This is a genomic window from Microbacterium sp. JAI119, assembly GCF_013410135.1.
Classification (GTDB): Bacteria; Actinomycetota; Actinomycetes; order Actinomycetales; family Microbacteriaceae; genus Microbacterium; species Microbacterium oxydans.
On the sequence record NZ_JACCCK010000002.1, the window covers coordinates 663,072 to 682,796 of the forward strand.

Here is a 19,725-nt window from a genome sequence, read left to right on the forward strand (position 1 = left end):
GTGTTGCAACGACCGCTGGAATCCGCCTAGTCTCAGGCGGGGAGCTTAGAGGCCGGGACGTCCAACTTTTCGATCGTGGGTTCGCTGAACAGTTTGCCGGCCAGAATCGCGGGTCACCCCCCGCGATTGGGAGACACGCCCTAGCTCTGGGCCTCGCCGAGGCGCGCTTCGGGCGTGAGCTCGACGCGGAGACCGCCGCCGGTCGCAGCCCGGGCAAGAGCACGACCCAGCGCAGGTGCCTGCTTGAACAAATTGTGACCGGCCACAAAAAGGACAGAGCCTGCCTCCCACACGGCCACGCCGTCCTCACTCCACGGGAGATCGGTCACCCAGCAGTGAAGGAAGTCGCGCGGCTCTGGGTGGAGACCGGGCAGCGCCCGTGTCACGTATTCGCGTGCGCGTTTGTCCAGCGATCGAATCGCCGCCGGGTCGATGAAAGTTCCGTCGTCGCGGACGCCGACGGTGTCGCTGAGTCCGACCGAATAGTTGCTGTTGCCCGGTAGCGGCGTCGCGTAGACGCCGACTTCGCCGAAGACGCCGCTGCTGTCCTGCAGGCACGCGACTCGTTCCGGGCCGGCGGCTTTCACGTCGAAGGTCAGCCTGACGTGTGCGGCAAGGCGAACCGGCAGCGACAGGCCGACGCTGCGTGCCAGGCGGGCGGTTTCGCGGCCGGCGCACACGATCACCTTGGAGTAAACAGCCCGGTCGGTGACGCTGCGCACCTCGACCGTCCCGTCGGCGCGGGGATCGATGGAGATGACCTCACCGGTGGTGACCGCATCTGCGAGGGCACCCGTGAGTGCCGTGATCGCGGCGCGGGTGCGGATCGCGCCGCCCGACTCGTCGAGCACCGCTGGCCCCGAGTACCCAGCAAGCAGCGGCATCCGCTGGGCGACCTCGGCCGCATCGATCTCGTGCGCTTCCACGCCGCCGACCTGGTCGAGCACCCGCAGCCGCGCCAGGGCGCTGTCTCCGATCGCCAGGACACCGTCTGATGAGACCAGCTCGACGTCGAAGTGTTCGGACCACTCATCCCATACGCCACGGCTTTCGCGCGCGAAAGCGACGAGTCGCGGGTCGTCGTGGGCATGCCGGAAGATCCGCGACTCGCCTGCGGACTGACCCGTCCCGGGCACACCAGCCTCGTACAAGCGCACCGGCACGCCCTGCTCCCGCAGCGCGTACGCCGTCGACAGACCGACGATCCCGCCCCCGATCACTGCTACCTCGGGTGAACGCGTCGTGGCAACGCCGTCGTCAGTTCCTGTCATCGCGGTTCCCCGATCTGTTTAGGCCGCAAGAGAAGGGGCCGCTGCCACGACGTCAGCGGGCTGTGTAAGCCCGAAGTCACCGAGCGCAGCGACCCCTCCTTTCTGGGCCAGTACTCCCCGGTCTGTGGTGTCAGGCGGGGAGTTTGGAGCCCAGGACGTCCAATTTCTCGATCGTAGGCTCGCTGAACAGTTTGCCCGTCTGCTCGCCGAGAGCGGCAGCGACTGCGCCGGACAGGTGCGCGTCGCGGCCGGCGTCATCGGGGAACACGTCGAAGATCCCGAAGGAGGACGGGCCGAGACGGATCGCGAACCACGCGATGGTGGCCGGTTCCTCCTCGACGAGCCCTCGCCCGATGCCGAGGAATTCCTGGACCTCGTCTTCCTTGCCGGGCAGGGCCTCCACCCTGACAAGCAGTCCCTTTGTCACGCTCATGACGTCACCTCTTCCTGGGTCGAATTGCTCGCAAATTTCGCCACGATCGTGTCGCAGAACGCAGGCAGGTCGTCGGGTGAGCGGCTGGTGATCAGGTTCCCGTCGACCACGACGTCCTGGTCGACGACGTCCGCACCGGCGTTGCGCAGGTCTGTGCGGATGCTCGGGAAGGACGTCAAGGTGCGACCTCCGACCACGCCAGCCTCGATCAACGTCCACGGACCGTGACAGATCGCCGCCACGGGCTTGCCACTCTCGACGAAGTCGCGGACGAAGGAAACGGCGTCCTTGTCGACCCGGAGCTGGTCGGGGTTCACCGTGCCGCCGGGAAGTAGCAGGGCGTCGTAGTCGCCCGCCGAGGCGTCGGCGACCAACCCGTCGACGGTGAACGTGCCCGCTTCATCCAGGTCGTTCTTACGGGCCTTGATCTCGCCGTCGTGGATCGAGAGGACCTCGGTCTGAGCGCCGGCCCGTTCCAGTGCTTCGCGGGGTTGCTCGAGCTCAACGCGTTCGACTCCGTCGGCGGCGAGGATCGCGACCCTCTTGCCCTGAAGATCTGCTGCCATCTCAGTTTTCCTTCTTTCCGTTTGACATGCCGGGCTTGATGAGGACCTTGGTCCAACCCTTGGACCTGGCGTCGAAGTTCTTGTAGGCATCGGCGGCTTGGTCCAGCGAGATTTCGTGGGAGACGATCCAGGAAGGGGTCGCCTTGCCGGCCGCGATCAAGTCCCGCAGCCGGCGGTTGTACCGCTTGACCGGGGCTTGACCGCTTCCCATGGTCTGCCCCTTGAACCAATGTGTGCCGAAGTCGATGGCTGCCTTGCCCTGCCTGGCAAGGTCATCCTTGCCTCCAGGGTCCTGGGGGATGAACACGCCAACGGTGCCGATTCCTCCGGTGAAGCGGACCGAGTTGATGAGCATGTTCAGCGTGGCGGCGGTGTCCTCGTTGCCCTGCGGATCGTGGGCCTGGTAGCCCACGCATTCGCAACCACGGTCAGCTCCGAGCCCCATCGTCTCGTCGAGAACAGCCTGCACGGGGTCGACCTTGGAGTCGTCGATGGCAATCGCACCGATCTGCTCGGCCAGCGCGAGCCGGTCAGGGTGGCGATCGACCACCATCACCTTTGCTGCGCCCTTGATCATTGCGGACAGGGCGGCCATCAATCCGACCGGACCCGCCCCAGCGATCACCACGCTGTCGCCGGGGATCACGCCGGCCATCTCGGTGGCGTGGTAGCCGGTGGGGAAGATGTCAGAGAGCATGACGTAATCGTTCTCCCTCTCCTCCGCATCCTCGCCCAGGCGCAGCGCATTGTGGTCACCGAAAGGCACACGGAGCAGCTCCGCTTGGCCACCGCCATAGTGACCCATATCGGCGAACCCATAGGCCGCACCGGCGAACGATGGTTCGGGCTGGGTGGTGAGACAGTAGTTGGTCAGGCCACGTTCGCAGTTCTTACAGAATCCGCACGAAATGTTGAACGGGAGCACAACCCGGTCTCCGACCCTGACCTTCTCCACGCCACTACCGACCTCGATGACCTCCCCCATGTTCTCGTGACCGAACGTCCGGCCTACTTCGAAGGAGGTCCGCCCCTCGTACATGTGGAGGTCCGAGCCGCAGATGTTCGTCGTCGTTACCCTGACCAGCACATCGGTGGGTCGCTCGATCTTCGCGTCCGGGACCTCCTTCGTGCTGACCTGACGGGGCCCCTCATACACCACTGCTTTCATGTCCACTCCGATCCGATTGTGTTGCTCGATGTCTTTCTGGCAAGGCCTCTCCGACGCCGGCCCCATCGCTAGACAGCAAACGCCCCCAGGAACCACGTGTCAACGGGCTCGCCTTGGGTTGATGTGTAGCGATCGAGCCGGTATAGTGCCCGGGTCCGATGTAGGAACTGGTGACATCGAGCGTGGCTAGCCCGGGAGGGCTGGTCTGGAAGGATGTCACCAGTTCCTACACGACACACAATCCCAGGACGTCGGGCATCTCTATCTCCTCGCCGGAACCGCACGCGGCCAGGGTCATCATGAGGACAATTGCGGCAGTCACGCCGGCCACACGCTGTGCGTTCAAGGCAGCCATGCTGAGCTGGTTGGTGAAGCCCGTAGACTCAGCTATTGACACCGCTAGCCGTCTTCGGGGGAAGACTCGCAATATTCGTTGTCGCGACGGCGGCTCGCCAACCGTGACTCTTTCTCGGGTCGTTGGTGGGCCGTCGTTCTCGTGGAGTGAGTGCCGAATCGACGCTGCGAGATTCGCTGGCCGGTTCCCCGATGCGGCCCACCCCCACGACCCCGATCCTGACGGCAAAGGCACAGGAGTGATCGGGATCCATCCCTGCACCGTGCCAGATCTCGTGGCCGGTTCGTATGTCCGCGGGGACCGAGTAGGTTCACGTCATGGGGACACTCGAATACAACAGCTCCCGGCCGCCGATTCAGATCGACGACGAGACGCTGACGCATCTGAAGATCGTGATCGGCACCAAGCTCCGCCGCCAAGAGAGCTTCATGATGACCTGGCTCCCCCGCGACGAGGCTCCGGCCAGTCGTCTAACGATCTGGATGCATCCGAGCATCCCCCTCATCTTCGCCTTCGACGATGCCCTGCTGCGTCTCAGCGACCCCGCACGGATCGAACGGATGATGGAGCACGTCGCCTCGCGGGGTGAACTCGTCCTCGACCAGCTCCCCTGACGACCCCGTCCCCCCTGGCCGAGCGGACCCCGGGCGCAAAATTAGCCTTGTGCGGCATGGGGAAAGGTGGGACTGTTGTTTCGCGTCTGCGACATCGATGGGTGGGAGGCACCTTCCTGGGGACCGGTATCTTCGACGCGGTCGGGCGGTTGCTTTCCCTCCCCCAGAGTCTTCAGCAACCGCCCGATCACCAACGCCCGTCCCCGCGCATCGGGAGACGGCGTCCCGTGGTCACAATCCTCCCGACGCGCGTTGGTTTTCGACCGCGCGATCTCGTGCGGCACCGGTTACCTCTGCCGCTATGGTGAGCGTATGGCGACTCTCTACTACGGGGCATCCGATGATGCGATCCATATCGATGACCGTGCTCTCGCGCACCTGAAGATCGTCATCGCAACCAAACTCCGCCGCAACGAGTCGTTCTCTCTGTCCTGGAAGCACCCCGAAGGCGAGCCCGGCGGGCGCTCCACGATCTGGGTTCACCCCTCGATCCCGCTGCGGTTCGTGTTCGACGAACCCGAAGCCCCTCAGATCAACGTGAAGTGGGTGGAGCAGCTCATGCACACCGCGAACTCCAGCGGCGGGATCATGCTCGTCGACGAGGTCCTGGAGACGCCCGAGCTCGAGGCCAGCAACGCCTAGAGCAGATCCCAGTTCCCCGACGCGCTCAGCGACAACACCGAGTCGTCCGAGTCGTACGTGACGCTCTCATCGGTGATCAGCACCCGGCTGCGCGGCGTGATCAACGCTCTCACCTGGCGGCCCTCCATCGTCGTGAACCGCACAAATAGTCCCGCCGTCGCCACGGCAGCTTCCAGCTGTTCGCACAGCGCATCCACGTCCTGTGACGGGGACACCACGAAACGAGAGCCGTCGATGCTCACGTGGGTCTGCTCCACCGTCCGCTCATGCATAGAGAGCACCGTACGACAACCCCGATCCGTCGGCGAAAGGGGTTGCGCGAGCAGGTCACGTTAAGGCAGGTGCCAGGTCCTCTTCCGCCCTGGTGCCCTCCGCCGGTTCCGACACCACAAAGAGGCCGGCCGGCGAGTTCGCCGTGAACGCCAACGCATCTATCCACGCGCGATTGACCGGGGGTGTCCGGCTCCCGTAGTACTTGAACACGAGGTTACTGCCCGGGTGGATCCACACCGTCGTCCGGCCGCCGCCGATGCTGACATCTTCCCGCCAGGTGAACGGGAACGGCTCCCCGCGACGCAGCTTCGCCGTGATGACGAGCTGAACATGAGTCAGAGCGCGGTCCTCGATCTCGACCTTCTGGTCGCCCTCGTACGTGAACTTACCCATAACCAGCCTTCCTGCCGGGTGCATCACCAGTATCCCGCACACGCCCCTCGCCGCCTGCCTAAATCGGACGACCATGCCGGCAAAGTCATCGGCCTCGCCGACACGATCACCATCGTCACGTGGAGAGCCAACGGCAGCGCTGACCGCCTGCGTCTGGGTATCGCATGAAGCACGGGGTGCCCGCCATACAGGTCGAGGCACCCCGCTCGGAGTGGGCACCAAGGAGGGGGGACGGTGCAACCACTCCGTCTATGACGAATCGAAAAGCCGGGTAAGAGAAGCACACTCCAAGAACTCAACGCACGCAAGACACGAACTCGCGAGTGTTCAAGCTGCCGCGCCCAACCGAATGGATGCGTCGATCGGCCAAAATCGCCCACCAGAACCCTCTTTCGGAGAGTGTTACCGGCTACCAACCTGAGCACCCAGGACGCGCCAGTCGAAAACGATCGTTTCTGGCCGGACGGCGACGGCATGCGGAAGATCAGTCTGCGATACCCGACCGGGTTTGGGTCGGGCGTACGCTGATGATCTCGATCGCAGACGACAGGACGGCGACCATGGGTGACTCGGCACAGAGGCCGCGCAGTTCGCTGCTCTACGTGGAGGATGACGCCGACATCGCTGCGCTGACCGTCGAAGTGTTGGAAGACGTGTACGACGTCGAGCATGCCTCAGACGGCGAGACCGCGCTCCGGTTCGCGCTGAGCCGGCGGTATGACGTCATGGTGGTCGATCGACGACTCCCCGGCATGGACGGCGTGGATTTCATCCGTGCCGTGCGCACGGCCCACATCACGACCCCCATCCTGATGCTGACCGCGCTCGGTACCGTGGACGATCGTGTCACCGGTCTGGACGGCGGAGCGAACGACTACCTGGGGAAGCCCTTCGATTACGACGAGCTGCTGGCGCGTCTCCGTGCGCTGCGGCGCGCGTTCCGGGCTGATGGGGGGCAAAAAGTATCCGGTGCCCGAAGGGAAAGTAGGGGCACCGGATACGTCGTGAAACTTGAGGGTGTTACTTGTCGGTCAGAGAGTCCTTGACGTTCTGACCGGCCTTCTTCGCGCCAGCCTTGGCCTGGTCGGCGTGACCGTCGGCGGTGGTGGACTTGTCGTTGGTTGCTTTGCCGGCGGCTTCCTTGGCTTTGCCTTTCAGATCTTCGGCGGTGTTCTTGATGTCGTCTCCGATACCCATCGGATTCTCCTTTCAGTGGACTGACGGTTGGGTCAGCGGTCGGTGTGGTGGGTGGTGTCGTCCTCGAGCTCGATCTCTTCCTTGCGAACTTCGGCGCTGACCTGCTCGGTGTCGGTCTTCGTTTCGGTGCCGATGCGGACACGCTCGACCGGTACTGTTTCCTTCGCGATCACGGGGCGTTCTTCGGTGAGGACGACTTCGTGCTCTTCTTCGCTGATGTCGGGGCCGTCGAGAGCGTCGCCGACGTTTCCGTCAGTGATCGGCTCCCGCTCGAGGCGAACCTCTTCGTGGCTGACGGGGACGGAGACGGTCTCCTGTTCGGTGACGACGTACTTGCGGAGGCGGGCTCGACCGGTCTCGACCCGTTCGGTGCCGACGTGCAGCTGCTCCTCGGACCGGGTCATCGCGTCGTCGGTGGTCGGGCCGGAGGTGTCGTACCCCTCGACCTGAGCGGTGTTACCGTCTGCGGGAGCGGTGGCAGGAGCACCGCCGTGTCCGTAATAGGTGTACAGCTCGTTTTGTTCTGCGTCGGTGAGGTCGGTGCCCGAGTCGATGCGCGGAGCGTCTTTGACGACGTCCTTGGTGTGCGGGACGCGGAGTTCCCCGTCGACGGCGTCGGCCTGGTCGAGGGGAACGAACGATTCGGAGGTACCGAACAGGCCGGTCACCACTGTCGCCCAGTTCGGGCGGCCGGTGGTGGGGTCGACATAGATCTGGCCGACCTTTCCGATCTTGTTGCCCTCAGTGTCGGTGACGTTGGCTCCGATGAGACTGGCGATGTTCTGTTCGCTGATCATGCGATGCTGCCGTTCGTTCGTTCGTTGATGGGGCGGAGGGAGAGAAACGCTTAAAGACGCGGATGTCTGCCGCAGGGTCAGCGGCCGAGTCCGACGCGGTCGACCTTGCGGTGGTAGCGCATTCCTGCGAGGCCGCCGAGGATTGCGCCGAGGAGAGTGACCACGGCAGCGCCGAGGGCGGTGAGGATTCCGGTGAGGGAGGTGGTTGTCCTCCCGGAGATAGAGGCGTACTGTATGCGACCTTACATAGTAAGGCTCCGGCTCTGGCGTTGTTCGAGATCCGGCGGGCCGTGTACACCGTAAGGCTGCTCGGTGCAAGGGTCCTGATGAAGTCGGGTGCGGGGGTCTACAACAGGATTCACCGATCGGTTTGATCGGTCCGCGAGAGGAGCACTAATGTCGGACAACTATGAGACGACCAGCCCGAGCGGCTCGGACGTACGATCCCCGGATTCCTCAGGCAAGGTGGACGCTGCCAAGCAGGAAGCCTCTGACCTGAAAGACACGGCCACGTCGCAGGCGAAGGATGTTCTGGGTACGGCCAAGGATGAAGCGGCTTCTGTCGTCGGGGAGGCGAAGACTCAGGCGAAGGATCTGTACGCGCAGACCCAGCGGGAGCTGTCGGAGCAGGCCAACACGCAGCAGCAGCGCCTCGCGGGAGGTCTTCGCTCGGTCAGCGACGAACTCAGTTCCATGGCCACTAACTCCGACGGCAGCGGCGTCGCCAGCGATCTGGTCCAGCAAGTCTCGGGTCGCCTGTCCGCAGCCGCGACGTGGCTCGGTGACCGCGATCCCGGTTCCGTGCTCACGGAAGTCAAGCGTTATGCCCGCCGCAAGCCGGGCACGTTCATCCTCGCCGCAGCGATCGGCGGAATCGTCGTCGGCCGCCTCACTCGCGCTCTCGCCGCGAACGCGTCGGACGAGAAAAACGCCTCATCGGCACCAGTGTCGCCGCCGCAGCAGGTGCACCCGGACCCCTCGGTACCTGTCCCTGTCGTGAACGACCTCGGCGCGGGCGGCACCCCCGTCTACACACAGACGGCTTCTAGCCGTCCGGATCTTCTCGGGGAGGGCGGCTATGACCGACCCAACGCCGTCTGAGGCGAAGGCCGCGTCGACGTCTATCGGAGATCTGCTGGGCGAGGTCTCCCGTGACATTTCGACGCTCATGCGCCAAGAGGTCACGCTCGCCAAAGCGGAGTTGAAGGACTCGGCAACCAAGTCCGCCAAGGGCGCAGGCCTCATGGGTGCCGCCGGCTACGGAGGGCTGATGGCGGTGTTCTTCTTGTCTGTCGCACTGTGGTGGGCACTGGGGACCCTGATTGGCGGAGGCTGGTCTGGCGTCGTCGTCGCCGTTCTCTGGGCGATTATCGCCGCGATCCTGTTCCTGGTGGGACGGACTCAGTTCAAGCAAGTCAAGGGCGCCCCGCAAACCGTGGACACCCTCAAAGAGATCCCCGAAACGCTGAAGAGAAATGAGGAGAACCGATGAGCGATTCACCCGATGAGATCCGCGCCGACATCGAGCGGACCCGCCAAGACCTCGGCATGGATGTGGACGCGCTGGCCGACAAGGTCTCGCCGTCGAAGATCGTGGACCGGCAGATCGACAAGGTCCGCGGAGTTTTCGGCTCCGTGCGGGAGCGTGTGATGGGCGCCGCAGACGACGCCGGCTCCTCACTGTCGGGCGCTGGATCTCACGTCGGCGACGTGAAGGACCGCGCCGTGGCCAAAGCGGAAGGCAATCCGCTCGCGGTCGGATTGATCGCTTTCGGTGCCGGTCTGGTCGTCGCCTCGCTGATCCCTGCATCGTCGAAAGAGAAGGATCTCGCTGCCACGGTGAAGGAGCAGGCGCAGCCGCTGGTGGACGAGGTCACAGACGTCGCGAAGGAAGTCGGCGAGCATCTGAAAGAGCCCGTGCAGGCCTCCGTCGAATCCGTGAAGGAATCGGCGCAAAACTCCGTCTCCACGGTCAAGGATGAAGCACAGAACGCCGCCGGTGAAGTGAAAGACCAGGCTCAGCACGCTCGCGAGAACATCTCCGACAACTGACCTACACGGATCGGGCGGGCCCGTCATCAGACGGGCCCGCCCCCCACGATGAAGGACTCGCGATGAGCAGCAAAGCCCCCTCCACCGAACGCAACGCCCCGGACCCCGAATCCACCAGCAAGCCCGACTCCCCGGACGATCTGCACAAGAGGTCCTGGAAGTACGTGTTGCGGAAAACGATCCGCGAGTTCTCTTCCGATCAATGCACCGACATCGCCGCGTCGCTGACGTACTACGCGGTGCTGTCGGTCTTCCCTGCCCTCATCGCAATCTTCTCGCTCCTCGGTGTCGTCGGCCAAGGAAAAGCCGCCAGCGACGCAGTGCTGGGAATCATCGAGCAGGTCGCTCCCGGTGACACGGTCGACACGATCCGTGGGCCGATCGAGCAGATCGCCGAGTCTCCGGGTGCCGGTTTCGCTCTCATCACCGGTATCCTGCTGGCCATCTGGTCGGCATCCGGCTACGTGGGCGCGTTCAGCCGTGCGATGAACCGGATCTATGAGATCGAGGAGGGCCGGCCGTTTTGGAAGCTGAAGCCCGCCCAGCTGCTGGTCACAGTCATCATCATCGTGCTGCTCGTTCTCGCCGCGATCATCCTCGTCGTCTCCGGCGACGTCACCAAAGCGATCGGCGATGCCCTCGGCATCGGCGACGTTCCCCAAACGATCTGGTCCATCGCCAAGTGGCCTCTGCTCGCCTTCATCGTGGTGTTGGTCGTCGCGATCCTCTACTACGCCACCCCGAACGCGAAGCAGCCCAAGTTCCGGTGGATCAGCATCGGCGCCCTCCTCGCGATCATCGTCCTCGCTCTGGCCACGCTCGCATTCGGATTCTACGTCGGGAACTTTTCCAACTACGACCGCACCTACGGCTCTCTCGCCGGCATCATCATCTTCCTGCTCTGGCTGTGGCTCGCGAATCTTGCGCTGCTCTTTGGTGCGGAATTCGACGCCGAGCTCGAGCGCGGACGCCAGCTGCAGGCCGGAATCGCTGCGGAGGAGGACATCCAGCTCCCTCCCCGCGACACCCGCAAGAGCGATAAGGCCGCCGAGAAGGAACAGAAGGACATTGAGCAGGGCCGCCAGCTCCGCGAACAAGCGGACTCGAACGACGCGGACGCCCCACGACACGGATCAGGGTGAGCCCGGAAAACAGTAACCCATCACCGGACCCGCGGCGCGGAGGCGGAAGATGCGACCGCACTCGTGGAGCCGCAGGGCTATTGGGTCATGTCTCGGTTGAGGCGGTCGAGAAGAACCTCGAGCGACACCTCGAATTCCTCATCGGAGCGGTCCTCGCTGAGCAAGGACCGCAACCTCCGCACCTCCGGTGCATCGTGCAAACCGACCTGGCCGTCGCGCTCGGGGATGTCCGCGTCCCCTTCATCCAGGGGCTCTTCCACAGGACCGGTTTCGGCCCCGCGCACCGCGGACTCCAGGAGGAGCTGGCCGAGCAGAAAGCTGCTGAACGCGCGGTACGCGTCGACCGCTTGAGCGTCGGTGAAGCCATGACCCAGAAGGGTGCGGAGGAACATGTCCACGACCTCGACACTGCGCAACGGAGGACGCAGCCACGGAGCGGCAGGATGCCGTGTAGCGACCAGAGGGAACGCGTGAGGATGATCGATCGCGATCTGCCGCACCTTGTGGGCAACATCCTGCAGGAACCCTTGCCAATGCTCGGCTAGCTCGTCATCCAGGTTTGAGGTCAGCCTGCCGAGGAGCAGAGCGATCACACCCTCCAGGAGATCCTCTCGCCCATGCACGTATCGGTATAGGGACATTGCCTCGACACCCAACTCTTGGGCGAGGGAGCGCATCGACAACCCCTGGGCGCCCGAACGGTCAATCTGTTCCAACGCCGTCTCGACGATGAGTTCACGGCTCAGGCGGCCAGCTGCTGACCGTGAGCGTTTCTTGCTCAGTTCCTTCGACATAACGCATCTCTTCCCGTCGGCTCAAGTGACCCGCTGCGTGTGACTGCGGATGAGACCGGCATACGCCCACGTTAACCCCGCTTCACGGCAGGAGGGCGATATCTGCCCGGACTTGTGAGCGGGTTGCTGACCTCACTCGTCACCCCAGATATGTAGGGGATTCCCTACGTCGAGCTGACTTCGGTGCACGGATCTTGGGGTCGGCGCGGTCGCTACAGCAGCAGAAGCCAGAGAAGAGCTGCAAGGTTCGCGAGGGCAGTCGCTGCCGGGCCAATCGTCTTGATTCGATCGCGAATGATCGCGCCAATTCCTGCATCCGCTGCTTGGACAGCGGTCCTTGTGTTCGTCGATGAAGTCGACTATCGCTTGTGTGGCCGGTCGAGTTCGGCCGCGAAGAAAGCCGAAGCCGCCTTCAAGATCTCGTTCGCCCGCCGCAACTCGGCGTTCTCCCGCTTGAGGCGCTTGATCTCCACTGTCGCGTCAGTCGTCACACCGGGCCGGTCGCCCGCGTCGACCTGCTCCCGGCGGATCCAGGTGCGGATCGTTTCCGGCGACCCGATCCCGAGCATCTGCGCGACCGCAGTCATCGCGGCATACTCGCTCGGATAATCGGATCGCACCTCGGCGACCATACGGACAGCGCGCTCACGAAGCTCGCGCGGATACTTACTGGGACGTCCCATAAGACAGATCCTTCCAAGGAATCCTGTCTCCGGACACACCGGGGCGAGTCACTGCGGTAAGTTGCCTGTAGCAAACGCCGCGCCGCTGCAGTTAAGCCACCATGCCCACCTTTTGGGGGACATGGATGGTAACGTTTGGTTAGTAGCTGGGGCTACTTGCGGAGCGTCTGGGGCGCTACGCCACACGCAACGAGGCGATGTCACGTTTCTGTGACGAGCCCTCTCGGAGCCTCGGTTTTGGGGAACTCATCGTTTCGAGAGGGCTGCTCCCTCGGCTCGAGAGTTTTCGACTCGCAATACTCAAGGCTGGACCACGTAGTATCGTTCCCACTCGAGTGAGGGTCATCCTGTGGGTGCTTCCAGGACTTCCTCGAGGAACGTGATGCCTCCGGAGCTGTTGGCTGACTCCATCAGCGCGTGGAGCCATTGCAGGTTGAGTTGCGGGGGTTCGAGCTCATCGAAGGTGAATTGCAGTGGGATCGACGGGTGTAACCAGACGGTGCTACGCCCTTCAGGGTCCCCTTCCGGATGACGCCAGGACAGGATGAAGGACTCGTTGCGGCGGAGCTTGGTGGCGACGATCACTTTGAGGTGTGCGAGGGCACGCTCCTCGATGTGGATCGGCGCTTCCGACCCGCCGTAGTGCAGTGTGCCCATGGTGGACGACATCCATTCTCGGAATGACAACTCGGTCACATCGGCGAGAGGCTCGCTATGCCTACGGTTGCCCTTCCAGGTGAGTGGGCGGGTACCAGACCCGCTGCCCGTCCACCGACGCGAACGACGTGAGTGTGTGAGGTTTGGTGGAGGTGGCGCTCATGATGTCCTCCACAGAAATGTGGCGAACGAGCAGCGCATCCGCGATGAGAGACCGGTGGCAGCGCCACGGGACCGCTTCCGCGCACATGATCGCCACAGTCTTCTCTTTTGCTCGATCGATCAGACGGTCTATTCCACGCGCGAAGGGCTCGGTTTGCATGTAGTCGGCGTAGCTTCGGAAGCTTTTGTTGCGCCAGGCGCCGTTGATGCTCTCCACATTCACTGGGGTGTGGCGGAGACCGCCGAGTTCTTCCATCCGCGCATAGTGCAGGCCTGCGTCCGTCAGGCTTTCCTCAAGCGCCTGCGCGCCGAATTGCGGGTTATGTCGGGAGCCGGGAACCGTCCGCACATCGATGAGTTGTTGCACGCCGTTGTTTTCGAGCAGCGCTATGAACTCCTCGATCGGGTGTGTGGAGTGACCGATGGTGAACACTGTCGAGGGTTGCATCCTGCTCCTGAACGGTTGCGAGCGGTCGGTTGCGACCGGGGAACTCCTCGCACCCAAGGGGTCCCCCGGTCAGCCGATCAGCGGCTCGCTCCCTTGCGCGGCTTGAGGAAGACGTCGGGTTCGCGCTTTTCGCGCTTGGCCGCTCGCTTTTCCTTGATCGACAGCTGCGACCTCCCCGACGAGGATCCCGAACCTGCTCGTGCTGGTGCCGGAAGCGGCGTACCTGGTGTTCCCGCTGTTCTTTCTCTACCTGCACGTCCTACCCCGAATCGTCGGGCCTGCCGCCGTGATCATCGCGACGCTGATCGCGGTTCTCGCCCTCGGGCTGCATGGCGGCTTCACCGTCGGCGGTGTGATCGGTCCCCTCGTTGGCGCCGGCGTGGCGCTCCTCATCGGTCTCGGCTACCGTGCACTCGCCCGTGATGCCGTCGAGCGGGAAGCACTTGTTGCCGAACTGCTCGCCACCCGTGACCGGCTTGCCGCGACCGAACGCCAGCAAGGCGTCCTCACCGAGCGTGCACGTCTCGCGCGTGAAATCCACGACACCGTCGCGCAAGGACTCTCCAGCATCCAAATGCTGCTTCACGCCGCTGAAGCCGCGGACGGACCTTGGCCCTTGATCGTGGACACGGTGTCGGTTCGATTATGCCGCTTCCGCGAGCGTAGCGGAGCGCGCGGCTTCGTAGGCGTTCGGGCTGATGTTGCCGATCGCGGAGTGGCGCCGGCGAGTGTTGTAGCGGTTCGCCCACCGGAACACGGCCCGGTAGGCGGTGGCCTGGTCCGGGAGTTCGCGCTTGAGCGTGGCGTTGAAGCTTTCCGCGAGTGAGTTGTCGGCACTCGTGCCGACCGCGCCCGTGGACTGGGTCACGCCCAGCTGCTCGCAGAGCGCGGCGTAGGCCTTCGAGGTGTAGACGCTGCCGTGGTCGGAGTGGAAGATCGCGCCGACCAGCGACCCGCGGTCGCGGTGCGCGGCACGGAGGGCGTCCTCGATGAGTTCGGTGCGCATGTGGTCGGCGACTTGCCAGCCCGCGAGCTTCCGGGAGCCGAGATCGATGCAGGACGCGAGGTAGAGGTTCGTGCCGTCAGCGATAGGCAGGTAGGTGATGTCGCCCACGTAGCGGCGGCCGGGGTCGCCGACGGAGAAGTCCCGTCCGATCAGGTCGGGGAAGCGCCTGGCGGACTGGTCCGCGATCGTGGTCTTCACCCGTCGTCGCAACCGGATCCCCGCGAGACGGTGCTCACGCATTACCCGCGCGACGCGCTTGTGATTCACCCGCTCCGCCACGGGCACACCGTCGTTGAGGTCGGCGGTGATCCTGGGTGCCCCGTAGGCGCGGTCGCCGCCCTGAGCGGGGTCTTGCAGCACCCGGATCCGCGCCGCCAACACCGCGTCGTCTGTCGCCTTCGCGGCTCGCCGCCCGGCGGAGTCCAGCCAGGCGTAGAACGACGAGCGGGCGACCTCGACGACCTCACACAACCGCTTCACGCCGTAGGCGTCCTTGTGATCCTCAACAAACTGGAAGCGGTTCACCAGTTCGTCTCCCCGGCGAAATACTTCGCCGCCTGACGGAGGATGTCCCGCTCCGTCTCGAGCTTGCGGGCCTCGGCCTGCGAGGCCGCGAGCTCGGCCTCCAACCGGAGGACCTTCGCCGCCTGCGACTCCGGTCGCCCCGTCGCCCCCGGCGGCGACGCAGCGGCAACCGTGACCCCGGAGCCGAACTTGTCGACCCACTCTTTCAGCGCACCCCGAGAGATCCCGAGATCCCCGGCGATGCCCTTGAGCGTCGCACCCGGCGTGAACTCATACAAGTCCACCGCCCGCTGCCGGAACTCGTCCGTGTAGTTCTTCCTAGCCATCCCTTGGATTCTCGCTTCCCCAGCATCGTGCTGGAATCAGCGAGTCCAAGATCAGGGGTCAAGCGCCAAAGATCACGCGGTGACCGTCGCCATCCCAGGCGACACGCTCACCGAGCTACCGATACACCACTCTGCCGGACACAACCCATGCCGCGAAGTCCTCGAATGGCCGCATCGCCCAATGAACGTCGGTGTTCGGCGTCGAAAAGTGCGGAGGCTGTCTGCGTCGGGTGAATTGAATGCCCGTGACACCCACACCCTGGCGATTGAACCCGGTGACCAGGTTCCCGCCGTCAGCGACGCACAGCTCTGCTGTGATCAGTTGAGGGCAGAGGGATGCTTGGCTAGGGCCGTGACGTTCATGTCCATGTAGGGGAAGAGCGGGAATCCGGCGAGGATGGTGTGCAGTTCGTCATTAGATTCGACGTCGAAAATGCTGACGTTGGCGAATTCGCCCACAATCCGCCAGATGTGCTGGAACTTACCGTTCTTCATGAACTCCTGGCCGTACTCCTTCTCACGGCGCAGGATTTCCTGCCACTCCTGCGGATCCATGTCTTTGGGCGGGGTAACAGTCATCTGGACCATGTACTTCATGTGATTCTCCTTGGGTGTTGGCGCGTCAGATATCGGCGGCCGGGACGGTGCACGTAGTGGTTGGTTGAAGCGTGGCGGCCACAGCGTCGGATCCGCCAGCAAGAACTATTAACAGCAGTAAGAGGGGCCCAATCCGGGCCCCTCCTACTGCTGTTCTCCACAGAATCGCTCCTGCACCACCCGCGACGCAGGCGACCTGCCTCCTGGGAATCAGTAGCTGACACCTTCTCCCGACGCGCGGCTTCCGCGATCGAGATCTCACCCTGAAGCACTCTCAACACAATGCGGATCTTCTTCTCCGCCGGGATCACCGGGGGACGACTCATAGTTCTTAGACCTTCCAGTAGGGGCATTGCCTCAGCAACTAACAACCCCTGCCACTAAGTCTGACGCGCGACACCGACTACAAGGGCCGTAACGTCATCGAGCGCCGCTACTGCCACCTCCAGCAATGGCGTGGACTCGCCACCCGCTACGACAAGCATGCGATCGTCTATCGCGCCGCAGTGATCCTCAACGCCGTCACCGCCTGGACCCGGCAATTGTCAGACACGCCCCAGGGTCGTCAGACAATGGCTGCACGGAGTCCCGCGGCGGCAGCACCGACATCGGGAGCGCCGTAGATCGCGCCTCCCGCCACAGCCACCTGCGCACCAGATTCCTGCACCGAAGCGATCGTCGAGCTATTGATGCCGCCTGCGACTGAGAACGGCACGCCCGAAGCTTTGCCGTCCTCGAGCAGGGTGGCAAAGGTGAAACCCTCTTCGGCCTGCTCGTCGAGGCCCGCGTGCATTTCGACGAACTCTGCTCCAAGTGCAACGACCTCTTTCGCACGCTTCGCCTTGTCGCTCACGCCGATGAGATCGACCACAACGCCCTTACCGTGCTTCTTCGCCGCCTTCACAGCACCGGCAATCGTGCTGTCACCGGCGCTACCGAGGACCGTCACGAGATCGGCACCCGCAGTGAAGGCAATATCAGCCTCGAGCTCGCCGGCATCCATCGTCTTGAGGTCGGCGAAGACGACCTTGTCGGGGTGGGCCTTCTTGATCGCGGTGATCGCCGAAAGGCCAGCACTCTTGATAAGCGGGGTACCGAGCTCGAGGATGTCAACGTGCGGCGCGGCGGCAGCAGCGAGTTCGAGGGCGGCCTCGGTGGAGAGGGTGTCCATGGCAAACTGCAGTTTCATTTGGATTCCTTTCGTGCAGTGGTTTGAATCATTCGAGATTTGCGTGGCGAGGCCAGAGCTCATCAGCGGTCAAGCCGGAGCGGCGCCAGAGTGTGTGGAAAAGCGCGTCGCCGAGGACAACGACCAATTGCTCGAAGAGACTGCCGGCATACTGCTCAGATGCCGCTTCAGAGCGATCAAGCTTGCCGGCAGCCGGCACGACTACCGTGACGGCTGCCAGCGTTGCGAGCGGAGAGTCTGGGACTGTTGTAACAGCCGCCACCCGGGCGCCAGCATCGACGGCAGTCTGTGCCGCGCGCACGATGCCGCCCGTCGTTCCGGAACCGCTGGCAGCGAGGAGCAAGTCACCTGGTTCGATCGCAGGAGCGGTGACCTCCCCGACGACGTGGACGGCCAGGCCAAGATGCATGAGTCGCATCGCGGTCATTCGCAGCGCGAGCCCCGATCGGCCTGCACCCAGCACGAAGACTCGCGGAGCAGCGTCGACGATGTCCGCGAGCTCCGCCAATCCCGCCCGGTCGCGAGCGATCAGTCTGTCGGTGGTGAGTTCGAGTTCGCGGGCGATGCGGCTGAGCGAGTTACCCACACCGATTTCGAGGACATCCATCGCCCTATCATCACAGCCGACGGTCGCGTTGGCTCCCCCGCAAAGGAGCAGGCCCACCTACCCGTAAGAATGGGCCTACCTGAGTGGGTAGGTTGTCACCATGGACCTCACCGAACTGGCGTCGCCCGCGTCACGTCAGCATGTCGCCGACCACGCCCGAATCGTCGCCGAACATGCTGACCGGCACGCAATCACGCTCGAATCTATGCTCGCGCTTCTGCGATCGCCCCGCCTCGATGACCGCGCAGCACGCAACATGGCGATCGAGGCGGCAACGAGCGCCTTGATCGGGCTGCGCGCTGTTACCGATCAGGAACGCAGCAGCATCCTCGAACCCGTCGTCGGTGCGTTCGCCCGACTGCAGAGCGACCTGCTCCCCCTCGTCCGGTTCGGCGATCTCGACGTGCAGTTCGTTGAGCCGCCCGCGACCGGTCGTGCACTCCCAGGAGAGGTCGCGCACGCGGCGCGCGCCATCGTCCGCAGCTCGGTGCTCGCATTCGCGGATCGCAGCGAGGCTCGGCGGGTGCGCATCCAGTGGGACTGCGACGGCCTAAATCTCCTGATCGGCATCCGAGATGACGGGGCCGGCGAACTTTCCGCACACGACGACTCGATCCGCCCAATCGTCGAACGCGTCACAGCCCTCGACGGCGCGATTGCGGTCTCCTCAACACCCGGCTGGGGGTCCTCAGTCGACATCCGGCTCCCCCTCGATCCGCCGGCGGAACCCGAGCCACTTCCGGAATTCTCACAACTCTCCATGCGCGAACGAGATGTGTTACGGCTTCTCGCATCGGGAGCGCGCAATGCCGAAATCGCGGAAGAGCTCCTCATCTCCGTCAACACGGTGAAGTTCCATGTGTCGAACCTTCTCCGGAAGGTCGGCGCGCGCAATCGGGCGCAGCTTGTTGCAACGTCGAGATGATTTTCACCAGCGGTCACCCGTGGTCTAGGGCGTGTCTGACAATTGCCGGGTCCAGGCGATGACGGCGTTGAGGATCACTGCGGCGCGATAGACGATCGCATGCTTGTCGTAGCGGGTGGCGAGTCCACGCCATTGCTGGAGGTGGCAGTAGCGGCGCTCGATGACGCTGCGGCCCTTGTAATCGGCGGCATCACACCCGACGGGTCGTCCGCCGCGTGACCGGCGGCGCTTGCGGTGGCCTTACTGGTCGGACGGTTCGGGGATCACGGCCTTGATGCCGCGGGCGCGCAGGTGCCCGCGGATCGCGCGGGATGAGTACGCCTTGTCGCCGCGGACCGCGTCGGGTCGGGGCGGGGGCGGCCGACGGGACGAGCGACACGCAGGTGCCCCATCAGCGGCAGGAACATCGGCGAGTCGCCGGCCTGCCCCACTGTCAGCAACGCGACCAGCGGGAGGCCGTTGCCATCGACGAGCTGGTGGATCTTCGTCGACAGGCCGCCGCGGGAGCGGCCGACCGCGTGATCACGCGGCTCGACGCCCGGATTCGTGTAATTCGATCCAGCCCCCTGTCAGGCGCTTCGTGTTCGTCGCGTGCTGATCCGCACGAACGATCGTGGAATCCACCGACAGCGACCAATCCACCAGCCCCGCCTCGTCCGCGGCGGCAGTCAGCGCCGCGAGCACCTTGTCCCACGTGCCTTCCGTGGCCATGCGGTGATGCCAGGTCCACACGGTCTGCCACGGCCCCAACACGTCCGGCAGATCCCGCACCGATACCGGTAGACGATGCCCTCGACCATCAGGCTCGTGACTCTGTCACTCTGATTTGGCCCAGGGATGTCGCTTTGGTCTGGCCCATGTTGCGACGCGCCGGGGTGTTCATGTCGGTTTGATTTGGCCCAC

The 19,725-nt window shown here is 64.2% G+C and carries 23 protein-coding genes and 4 pseudogenes; 10 read left to right on the forward strand and 17 right to left on the reverse strand.

Features of this window, described 5'->3' with window-relative positions; translation table 11 throughout:
* Positions 1-140: 140 nt before the first annotated feature.
* The 4 genes from HDC31_RS14225 to HDC31_RS14240 form a co-directional block, all read right to left on the reverse strand.
* Positions 141-1,271, reverse strand: a complete 1,131-nt coding sequence (locus HDC31_RS14225) for an FAD-binding oxidoreductase (RefSeq protein ID WP_179516249.1) — start codon at positions 1,269-1,271, stop codon at positions 141-143.
* 130 nt (positions 1,272-1,401) lie between these two features.
* Positions 1,402-1,704 carry a putative quinol monooxygenase gene (locus HDC31_RS14230; RefSeq protein WP_113681177.1) on the reverse strand — a complete coding sequence of 101 codons (303 nt, stop codon included), beginning with the start codon at positions 1,702-1,704 and terminating at the stop codon, positions 1,402-1,404.
* The gene (locus tag HDC31_RS14235; RefSeq protein ID WP_113681176.1) at positions 1,701-2,270 is read right to left on the reverse strand and encodes a type 1 glutamine amidotransferase domain-containing protein; all 570 of its coding nucleotides are present in this window, start codon (positions 2,268-2,270) and stop codon (positions 1,701-1,703) included. Before HDC31_RS14235 ends, HDC31_RS14230 begins: the two co-directional genes overlap by 4 nt.
* Before the next feature lies 1 nt (position 2,271).
* Positions 2,272-3,438 (reverse strand): glutathione-independent formaldehyde dehydrogenase, encoded by a 1,167-nt coding sequence (locus tag HDC31_RS14240; RefSeq protein WP_113681200.1) that lies wholly within the window; start codon positions 3,436-3,438, stop codon positions 2,272-2,274.
* 672 nt (positions 3,439-4,110) lie between these two features.
* Here HDC31_RS14240 and HDC31_RS14245 point away from each other — a divergent pair.
* Together HDC31_RS14245 and HDC31_RS14250 are read left to right on the forward strand one after the other, a co-directional pair.
* A complete protein-coding gene (locus HDC31_RS14245) occupies positions 4,111-4,407 on the forward strand; it encodes a hypothetical protein (protein WP_113681175.1) in 297 nt (98 codons plus the stop codon).
* A 312-nt stretch (positions 4,408-4,719) separates the two neighbouring features.
* On the forward strand, positions 4,720-5,049 hold the full coding sequence (locus HDC31_RS14250; protein ID WP_113681174.1) for a hypothetical protein: 330 nt from the start codon (positions 4,720-4,722) through the stop codon (positions 5,047-5,049).
* Here the strand turns inward: HDC31_RS14250 and HDC31_RS14255 are convergent.
* Complete coding sequence (locus HDC31_RS14255) at positions 5,046-5,321, reverse strand: hypothetical protein (RefSeq protein WP_113681173.1); 276 nt, start codon at positions 5,319-5,321, stop codon at positions 5,046-5,048. The two genes, HDC31_RS14250 and HDC31_RS14255, sit on opposite strands and share 4 nt — an antisense overlap.
* A 55-nt stretch (positions 5,322-5,376) precedes the next feature.
* The gene (locus tag HDC31_RS14260; RefSeq protein WP_113681199.1) at positions 5,377-5,715 is read right to left on the reverse strand and encodes an ATP-dependent DNA ligase; all 339 of its coding nucleotides are present in this window, start codon (positions 5,713-5,715) and stop codon (positions 5,377-5,379) included.
* 323 nt (positions 5,716-6,038) lie between these two features.
* Here HDC31_RS14260 and HDC31_RS20295 point away from each other — a divergent pair, with 323 nt between their 5' ends.
* Positions 6,039-6,761, forward strand: a complete 723-nt coding sequence (locus tag HDC31_RS20295; protein WP_258546398.1) for a response regulator transcription factor — start codon at positions 6,039-6,041, stop codon at positions 6,759-6,761.
* On the opposite strand, the gene HDC31_RS14270 is transcribed toward HDC31_RS20295, so the two are convergent.
* Together HDC31_RS14270 and HDC31_RS14275 are read right to left on the reverse strand one after the other, a co-directional pair.
* On the reverse strand, positions 6,736-6,912 hold the full coding sequence (locus HDC31_RS14270) for a CsbD family protein (protein ID WP_113681172.1): 177 nt from the start codon (positions 6,910-6,912) through the stop codon (positions 6,736-6,738). The genes HDC31_RS20295 and HDC31_RS14270 overlap by 26 nt on opposite strands.
* A gap of 32 nt (positions 6,913-6,944) precedes the next feature.
* Positions 6,945-7,709, reverse strand: a complete 765-nt coding sequence (locus HDC31_RS14275) for a DUF2382 domain-containing protein (RefSeq protein ID WP_113681171.1) — start codon at positions 7,707-7,709, stop codon at positions 6,945-6,947.
* Between the two features lie 396 nt (positions 7,710-8,105).
* Here HDC31_RS14275 and HDC31_RS14280 point away from each other — a divergent pair, with 396 nt between their 5' ends.
* From HDC31_RS14280 to HDC31_RS14295, 4 genes are all read left to right on the forward strand, one after another.
* Positions 8,106-8,810, forward strand: a complete 705-nt coding sequence (locus tag HDC31_RS14280) for a hypothetical protein (RefSeq protein ID WP_113681170.1) — start codon at positions 8,106-8,108, stop codon at positions 8,808-8,810.
* Positions 8,788-9,201 carry a phage holin family protein gene (locus HDC31_RS14285; protein WP_127011783.1) on the forward strand — a complete coding sequence of 138 codons (414 nt, stop codon included), beginning with the start codon at positions 8,788-8,790 and terminating at the stop codon, positions 9,199-9,201. The genes HDC31_RS14280 and HDC31_RS14285 overlap by 23 nt, the downstream gene beginning before the upstream one ends.
* The gene (locus HDC31_RS14290; protein WP_113681168.1) at positions 9,198-9,761 is read left to right on the forward strand and encodes a DUF3618 domain-containing protein; all 564 of its coding nucleotides are present in this window, start codon (positions 9,198-9,200) and stop codon (positions 9,759-9,761) included. The genes HDC31_RS14285 and HDC31_RS14290 overlap by 4 nt, the downstream gene beginning before the upstream one ends.
* Positions 9,762-9,823: 62 nt before the next feature.
* Positions 9,824-10,903: a YihY/virulence factor BrkB family protein gene (locus HDC31_RS14295; RefSeq protein WP_179516250.1), complete on the forward strand. Its 1,080-nt coding sequence runs from the start codon at positions 9,824-9,826 to the stop codon at positions 10,901-10,903.
* 77 nt (positions 10,904-10,980) lie between these two features.
* Here HDC31_RS14295 and HDC31_RS14300 read toward each other — a convergent pair whose 3' ends face one another.
* The 4 genes and pseudogenes from HDC31_RS14300 to HDC31_RS14315 all read right to left on the reverse strand — a co-directional run bounded on the left by HDC31_RS14300 (position 10,981) and on the right by HDC31_RS14315 (position 13,632).
* Positions 10,981-11,697 carry a TetR/AcrR family transcriptional regulator C-terminal domain-containing protein gene (locus HDC31_RS14300; protein ID WP_179516251.1) on the reverse strand — a complete coding sequence of 239 codons (717 nt, stop codon included), beginning with the start codon at positions 11,695-11,697 and terminating at the stop codon, positions 10,981-10,983.
* Between the two features lie 333 nt (positions 11,698-12,030).
* Positions 12,031-12,380, reverse strand: a pseudogene (locus HDC31_RS14305) (transposase); the annotation flags it as partial.
* A gap of 342 nt (positions 12,381-12,722) precedes the next feature.
* Positions 12,723-13,037, reverse strand: a complete 315-nt coding sequence (locus HDC31_RS14310; RefSeq protein WP_113681166.1) for a hypothetical protein — start codon at positions 13,035-13,037, stop codon at positions 12,723-12,725.
* Positions 13,038-13,098: 61 nt separating this feature from the next.
* The gene (locus HDC31_RS14315) at positions 13,099-13,632 is read right to left on the reverse strand and encodes a DUF488 family protein (protein WP_258546395.1); all 534 of its coding nucleotides are present in this window, start codon (positions 13,630-13,632) and stop codon (positions 13,099-13,101) included.
* Positions 13,633-13,840: 208 nt separating this feature from the next.
* Here HDC31_RS14315 and HDC31_RS14320 point away from each other — a divergent pair.
* Positions 13,841-14,263 (forward strand): annotated as a pseudogene (locus HDC31_RS14320) (histidine kinase); the annotation flags it as partial.
* A gap of 27 nt (positions 14,264-14,290) precedes the next feature.
* On the opposite strand, the gene HDC31_RS14325 reads toward HDC31_RS14320, so the two are convergent.
* A protein-coding gene (locus HDC31_RS14325; RefSeq protein WP_113681164.1) for an IS3 family transposase occupies positions 14,291-15,504 on the reverse strand; the annotation gives its coding sequence in 2 pieces (ribosomal slippage) (positions 14,291-15,195 and positions 15,195-15,504; 1,215 coding nt in all).
* A gap of 318 nt (positions 15,505-15,822) precedes the next feature.
* Positions 15,823-16,101, reverse strand: coding sequence for a muconolactone Delta-isomerase (catC, locus tag HDC31_RS14330; RefSeq protein WP_113681163.1), 279 nt, complete (start codon positions 16,099-16,101; stop codon positions 15,823-15,825).
* 404 nt (positions 16,102-16,505) lie between these two features.
* On the opposite strand from catC, the pseudogene HDC31_RS14335 reads away from it, so the two are divergent.
* A pseudogene (locus HDC31_RS14335) lies at positions 16,506-16,658 on the forward strand (IS5/IS1182 family transposase); the annotation flags it as partial.
* 8 nt (positions 16,659-16,666) lie between these two features.
* Here the strand turns inward: HDC31_RS14335 and hxlA are convergent.
* A complete protein-coding gene (hxlA, locus tag HDC31_RS14340) occupies positions 16,667-17,290 on the reverse strand; it encodes a 3-hexulose-6-phosphate synthase (protein ID WP_113681162.1) in 624 nt (207 codons plus the stop codon).
* A 28-nt stretch (positions 17,291-17,318) separates the two neighbouring features.
* Positions 17,319-17,897, reverse strand: a complete 579-nt coding sequence (hxlB, locus tag HDC31_RS14345; RefSeq protein WP_113681161.1) for a 6-phospho-3-hexuloisomerase — start codon at positions 17,895-17,897, stop codon at positions 17,319-17,321.
* 100 nt (positions 17,898-17,997) lie between these two features.
* Here hxlB and HDC31_RS14350 point away from each other — a divergent pair, with 100 nt between their 5' ends.
* Entirely contained in the window at positions 17,998-18,822 is an 825-nt protein-coding gene (locus tag HDC31_RS14350) for a LuxR C-terminal-related transcriptional regulator (RefSeq protein ID WP_257022182.1), read from the forward strand.
* Between the two features lie 24 nt (positions 18,823-18,846).
* On the opposite strand, the pseudogene HDC31_RS14355 reads toward HDC31_RS14350, so the two are convergent.
* Positions 18,847-19,622 (reverse strand): annotated as a pseudogene (locus HDC31_RS14355) (IS5 family transposase); the annotation flags it as partial.
* Between the last annotated feature and the right edge of the window lie 103 nt (positions 19,623-19,725).

Coding starts and splice junctions, on each gene's coding strand:
- HDC31_RS14225 (WP_179516249.1), bottom strand. CDS start 1,271: ATGACAGGAACTGACGACGGCGTTGCCACGACGCGTTCACCCGAGGTA.
- HDC31_RS14230 (WP_113681177.1), bottom strand. CDS start 1,704: ATGAGCGTGACAAAGGGACTGCTTGTCAGGGTGGAGGCCCTGCCCGGC.
- HDC31_RS14235 (WP_113681176.1), bottom strand. CDS start 2,270: ATGGCAGCAGATCTTCAGGGCAAGAGGGTCGCGATCCTCGCCGCCGAC.
- HDC31_RS14240 (WP_113681200.1), bottom strand. CDS start 3,438: ATGAAAGCAGTGGTGTATGAGGGGCCCCGTCAGGTCAGCACGAAGGAG.
- HDC31_RS14245 (WP_113681175.1), top strand. CDS start 4,111: ATGGGGACACTCGAATACAACAGCTCCCGGCCGCCGATTCAGATCGAC.
- HDC31_RS14250 (WP_113681174.1), top strand. CDS start 4,720: ATGGCGACTCTCTACTACGGGGCATCCGATGATGCGATCCATATCGAT.
- HDC31_RS14255 (WP_113681173.1), bottom strand. CDS start 5,321: ATGCATGAGCGGACGGTGGAGCAGACCCACGTGAGCATCGACGGCTCT.
- HDC31_RS14260 (WP_113681199.1), bottom strand. CDS start 5,715: ATGGGTAAGTTCACGTACGAGGGCGACCAGAAGGTCGAGATCGAGGAC.
- HDC31_RS14270 (WP_113681172.1), bottom strand. CDS start 6,912: ATGGGTATCGGAGACGACATCAAGAACACCGCCGAAGATCTGAAAGGC.
- HDC31_RS14275 (WP_113681171.1), bottom strand. CDS start 7,709: ATGATCAGCGAACAGAACATCGCCAGTCTCATCGGAGCCAACGTCACC.
- HDC31_RS14280 (WP_113681170.1), top strand. CDS start 8,106: ATGTCGGACAACTATGAGACGACCAGCCCGAGCGGCTCGGACGTACGA.
- HDC31_RS14285 (WP_127011783.1), top strand. CDS start 8,788: ATGACCGACCCAACGCCGTCTGAGGCGAAGGCCGCGTCGACGTCTATC.
- HDC31_RS14290 (WP_113681168.1), top strand. CDS start 9,198: ATGAGCGATTCACCCGATGAGATCCGCGCCGACATCGAGCGGACCCGC.
- HDC31_RS14295 (WP_179516250.1), top strand. CDS start 9,824: ATGAGCAGCAAAGCCCCCTCCACCGAACGCAACGCCCCGGACCCCGAA.
- HDC31_RS14300 (WP_179516251.1), bottom strand. CDS start 11,697: ATGTCGAAGGAACTGAGCAAGAAACGCTCACGGTCAGCAGCTGGCCGC.
- HDC31_RS14310 (WP_113681166.1), bottom strand. CDS start 13,037: ATGGGCACACTGCACTACGGCGGGTCGGAAGCGCCGATCCACATCGAG.
- catC (WP_113681163.1), bottom strand. CDS start 16,101: ATGAAGTACATGGTCCAGATGACTGTTACCCCGCCCAAAGACATGGAT.
- hxlA (WP_113681162.1), bottom strand. CDS start 17,290: ATGAAACTGCAGTTTGCCATGGACACCCTCTCCACCGAGGCCGCCCTC.
- hxlB (WP_113681161.1), bottom strand. CDS start 17,897: ATGGATGTCCTCGAAATCGGTGTGGGTAACTCGCTCAGCCGCATCGCC.
- HDC31_RS14350 (WP_257022182.1), top strand. CDS start 17,998: ATGGACCTCACCGAACTGGCGTCGCCCGCGTCACGTCAGCATGTCGCC.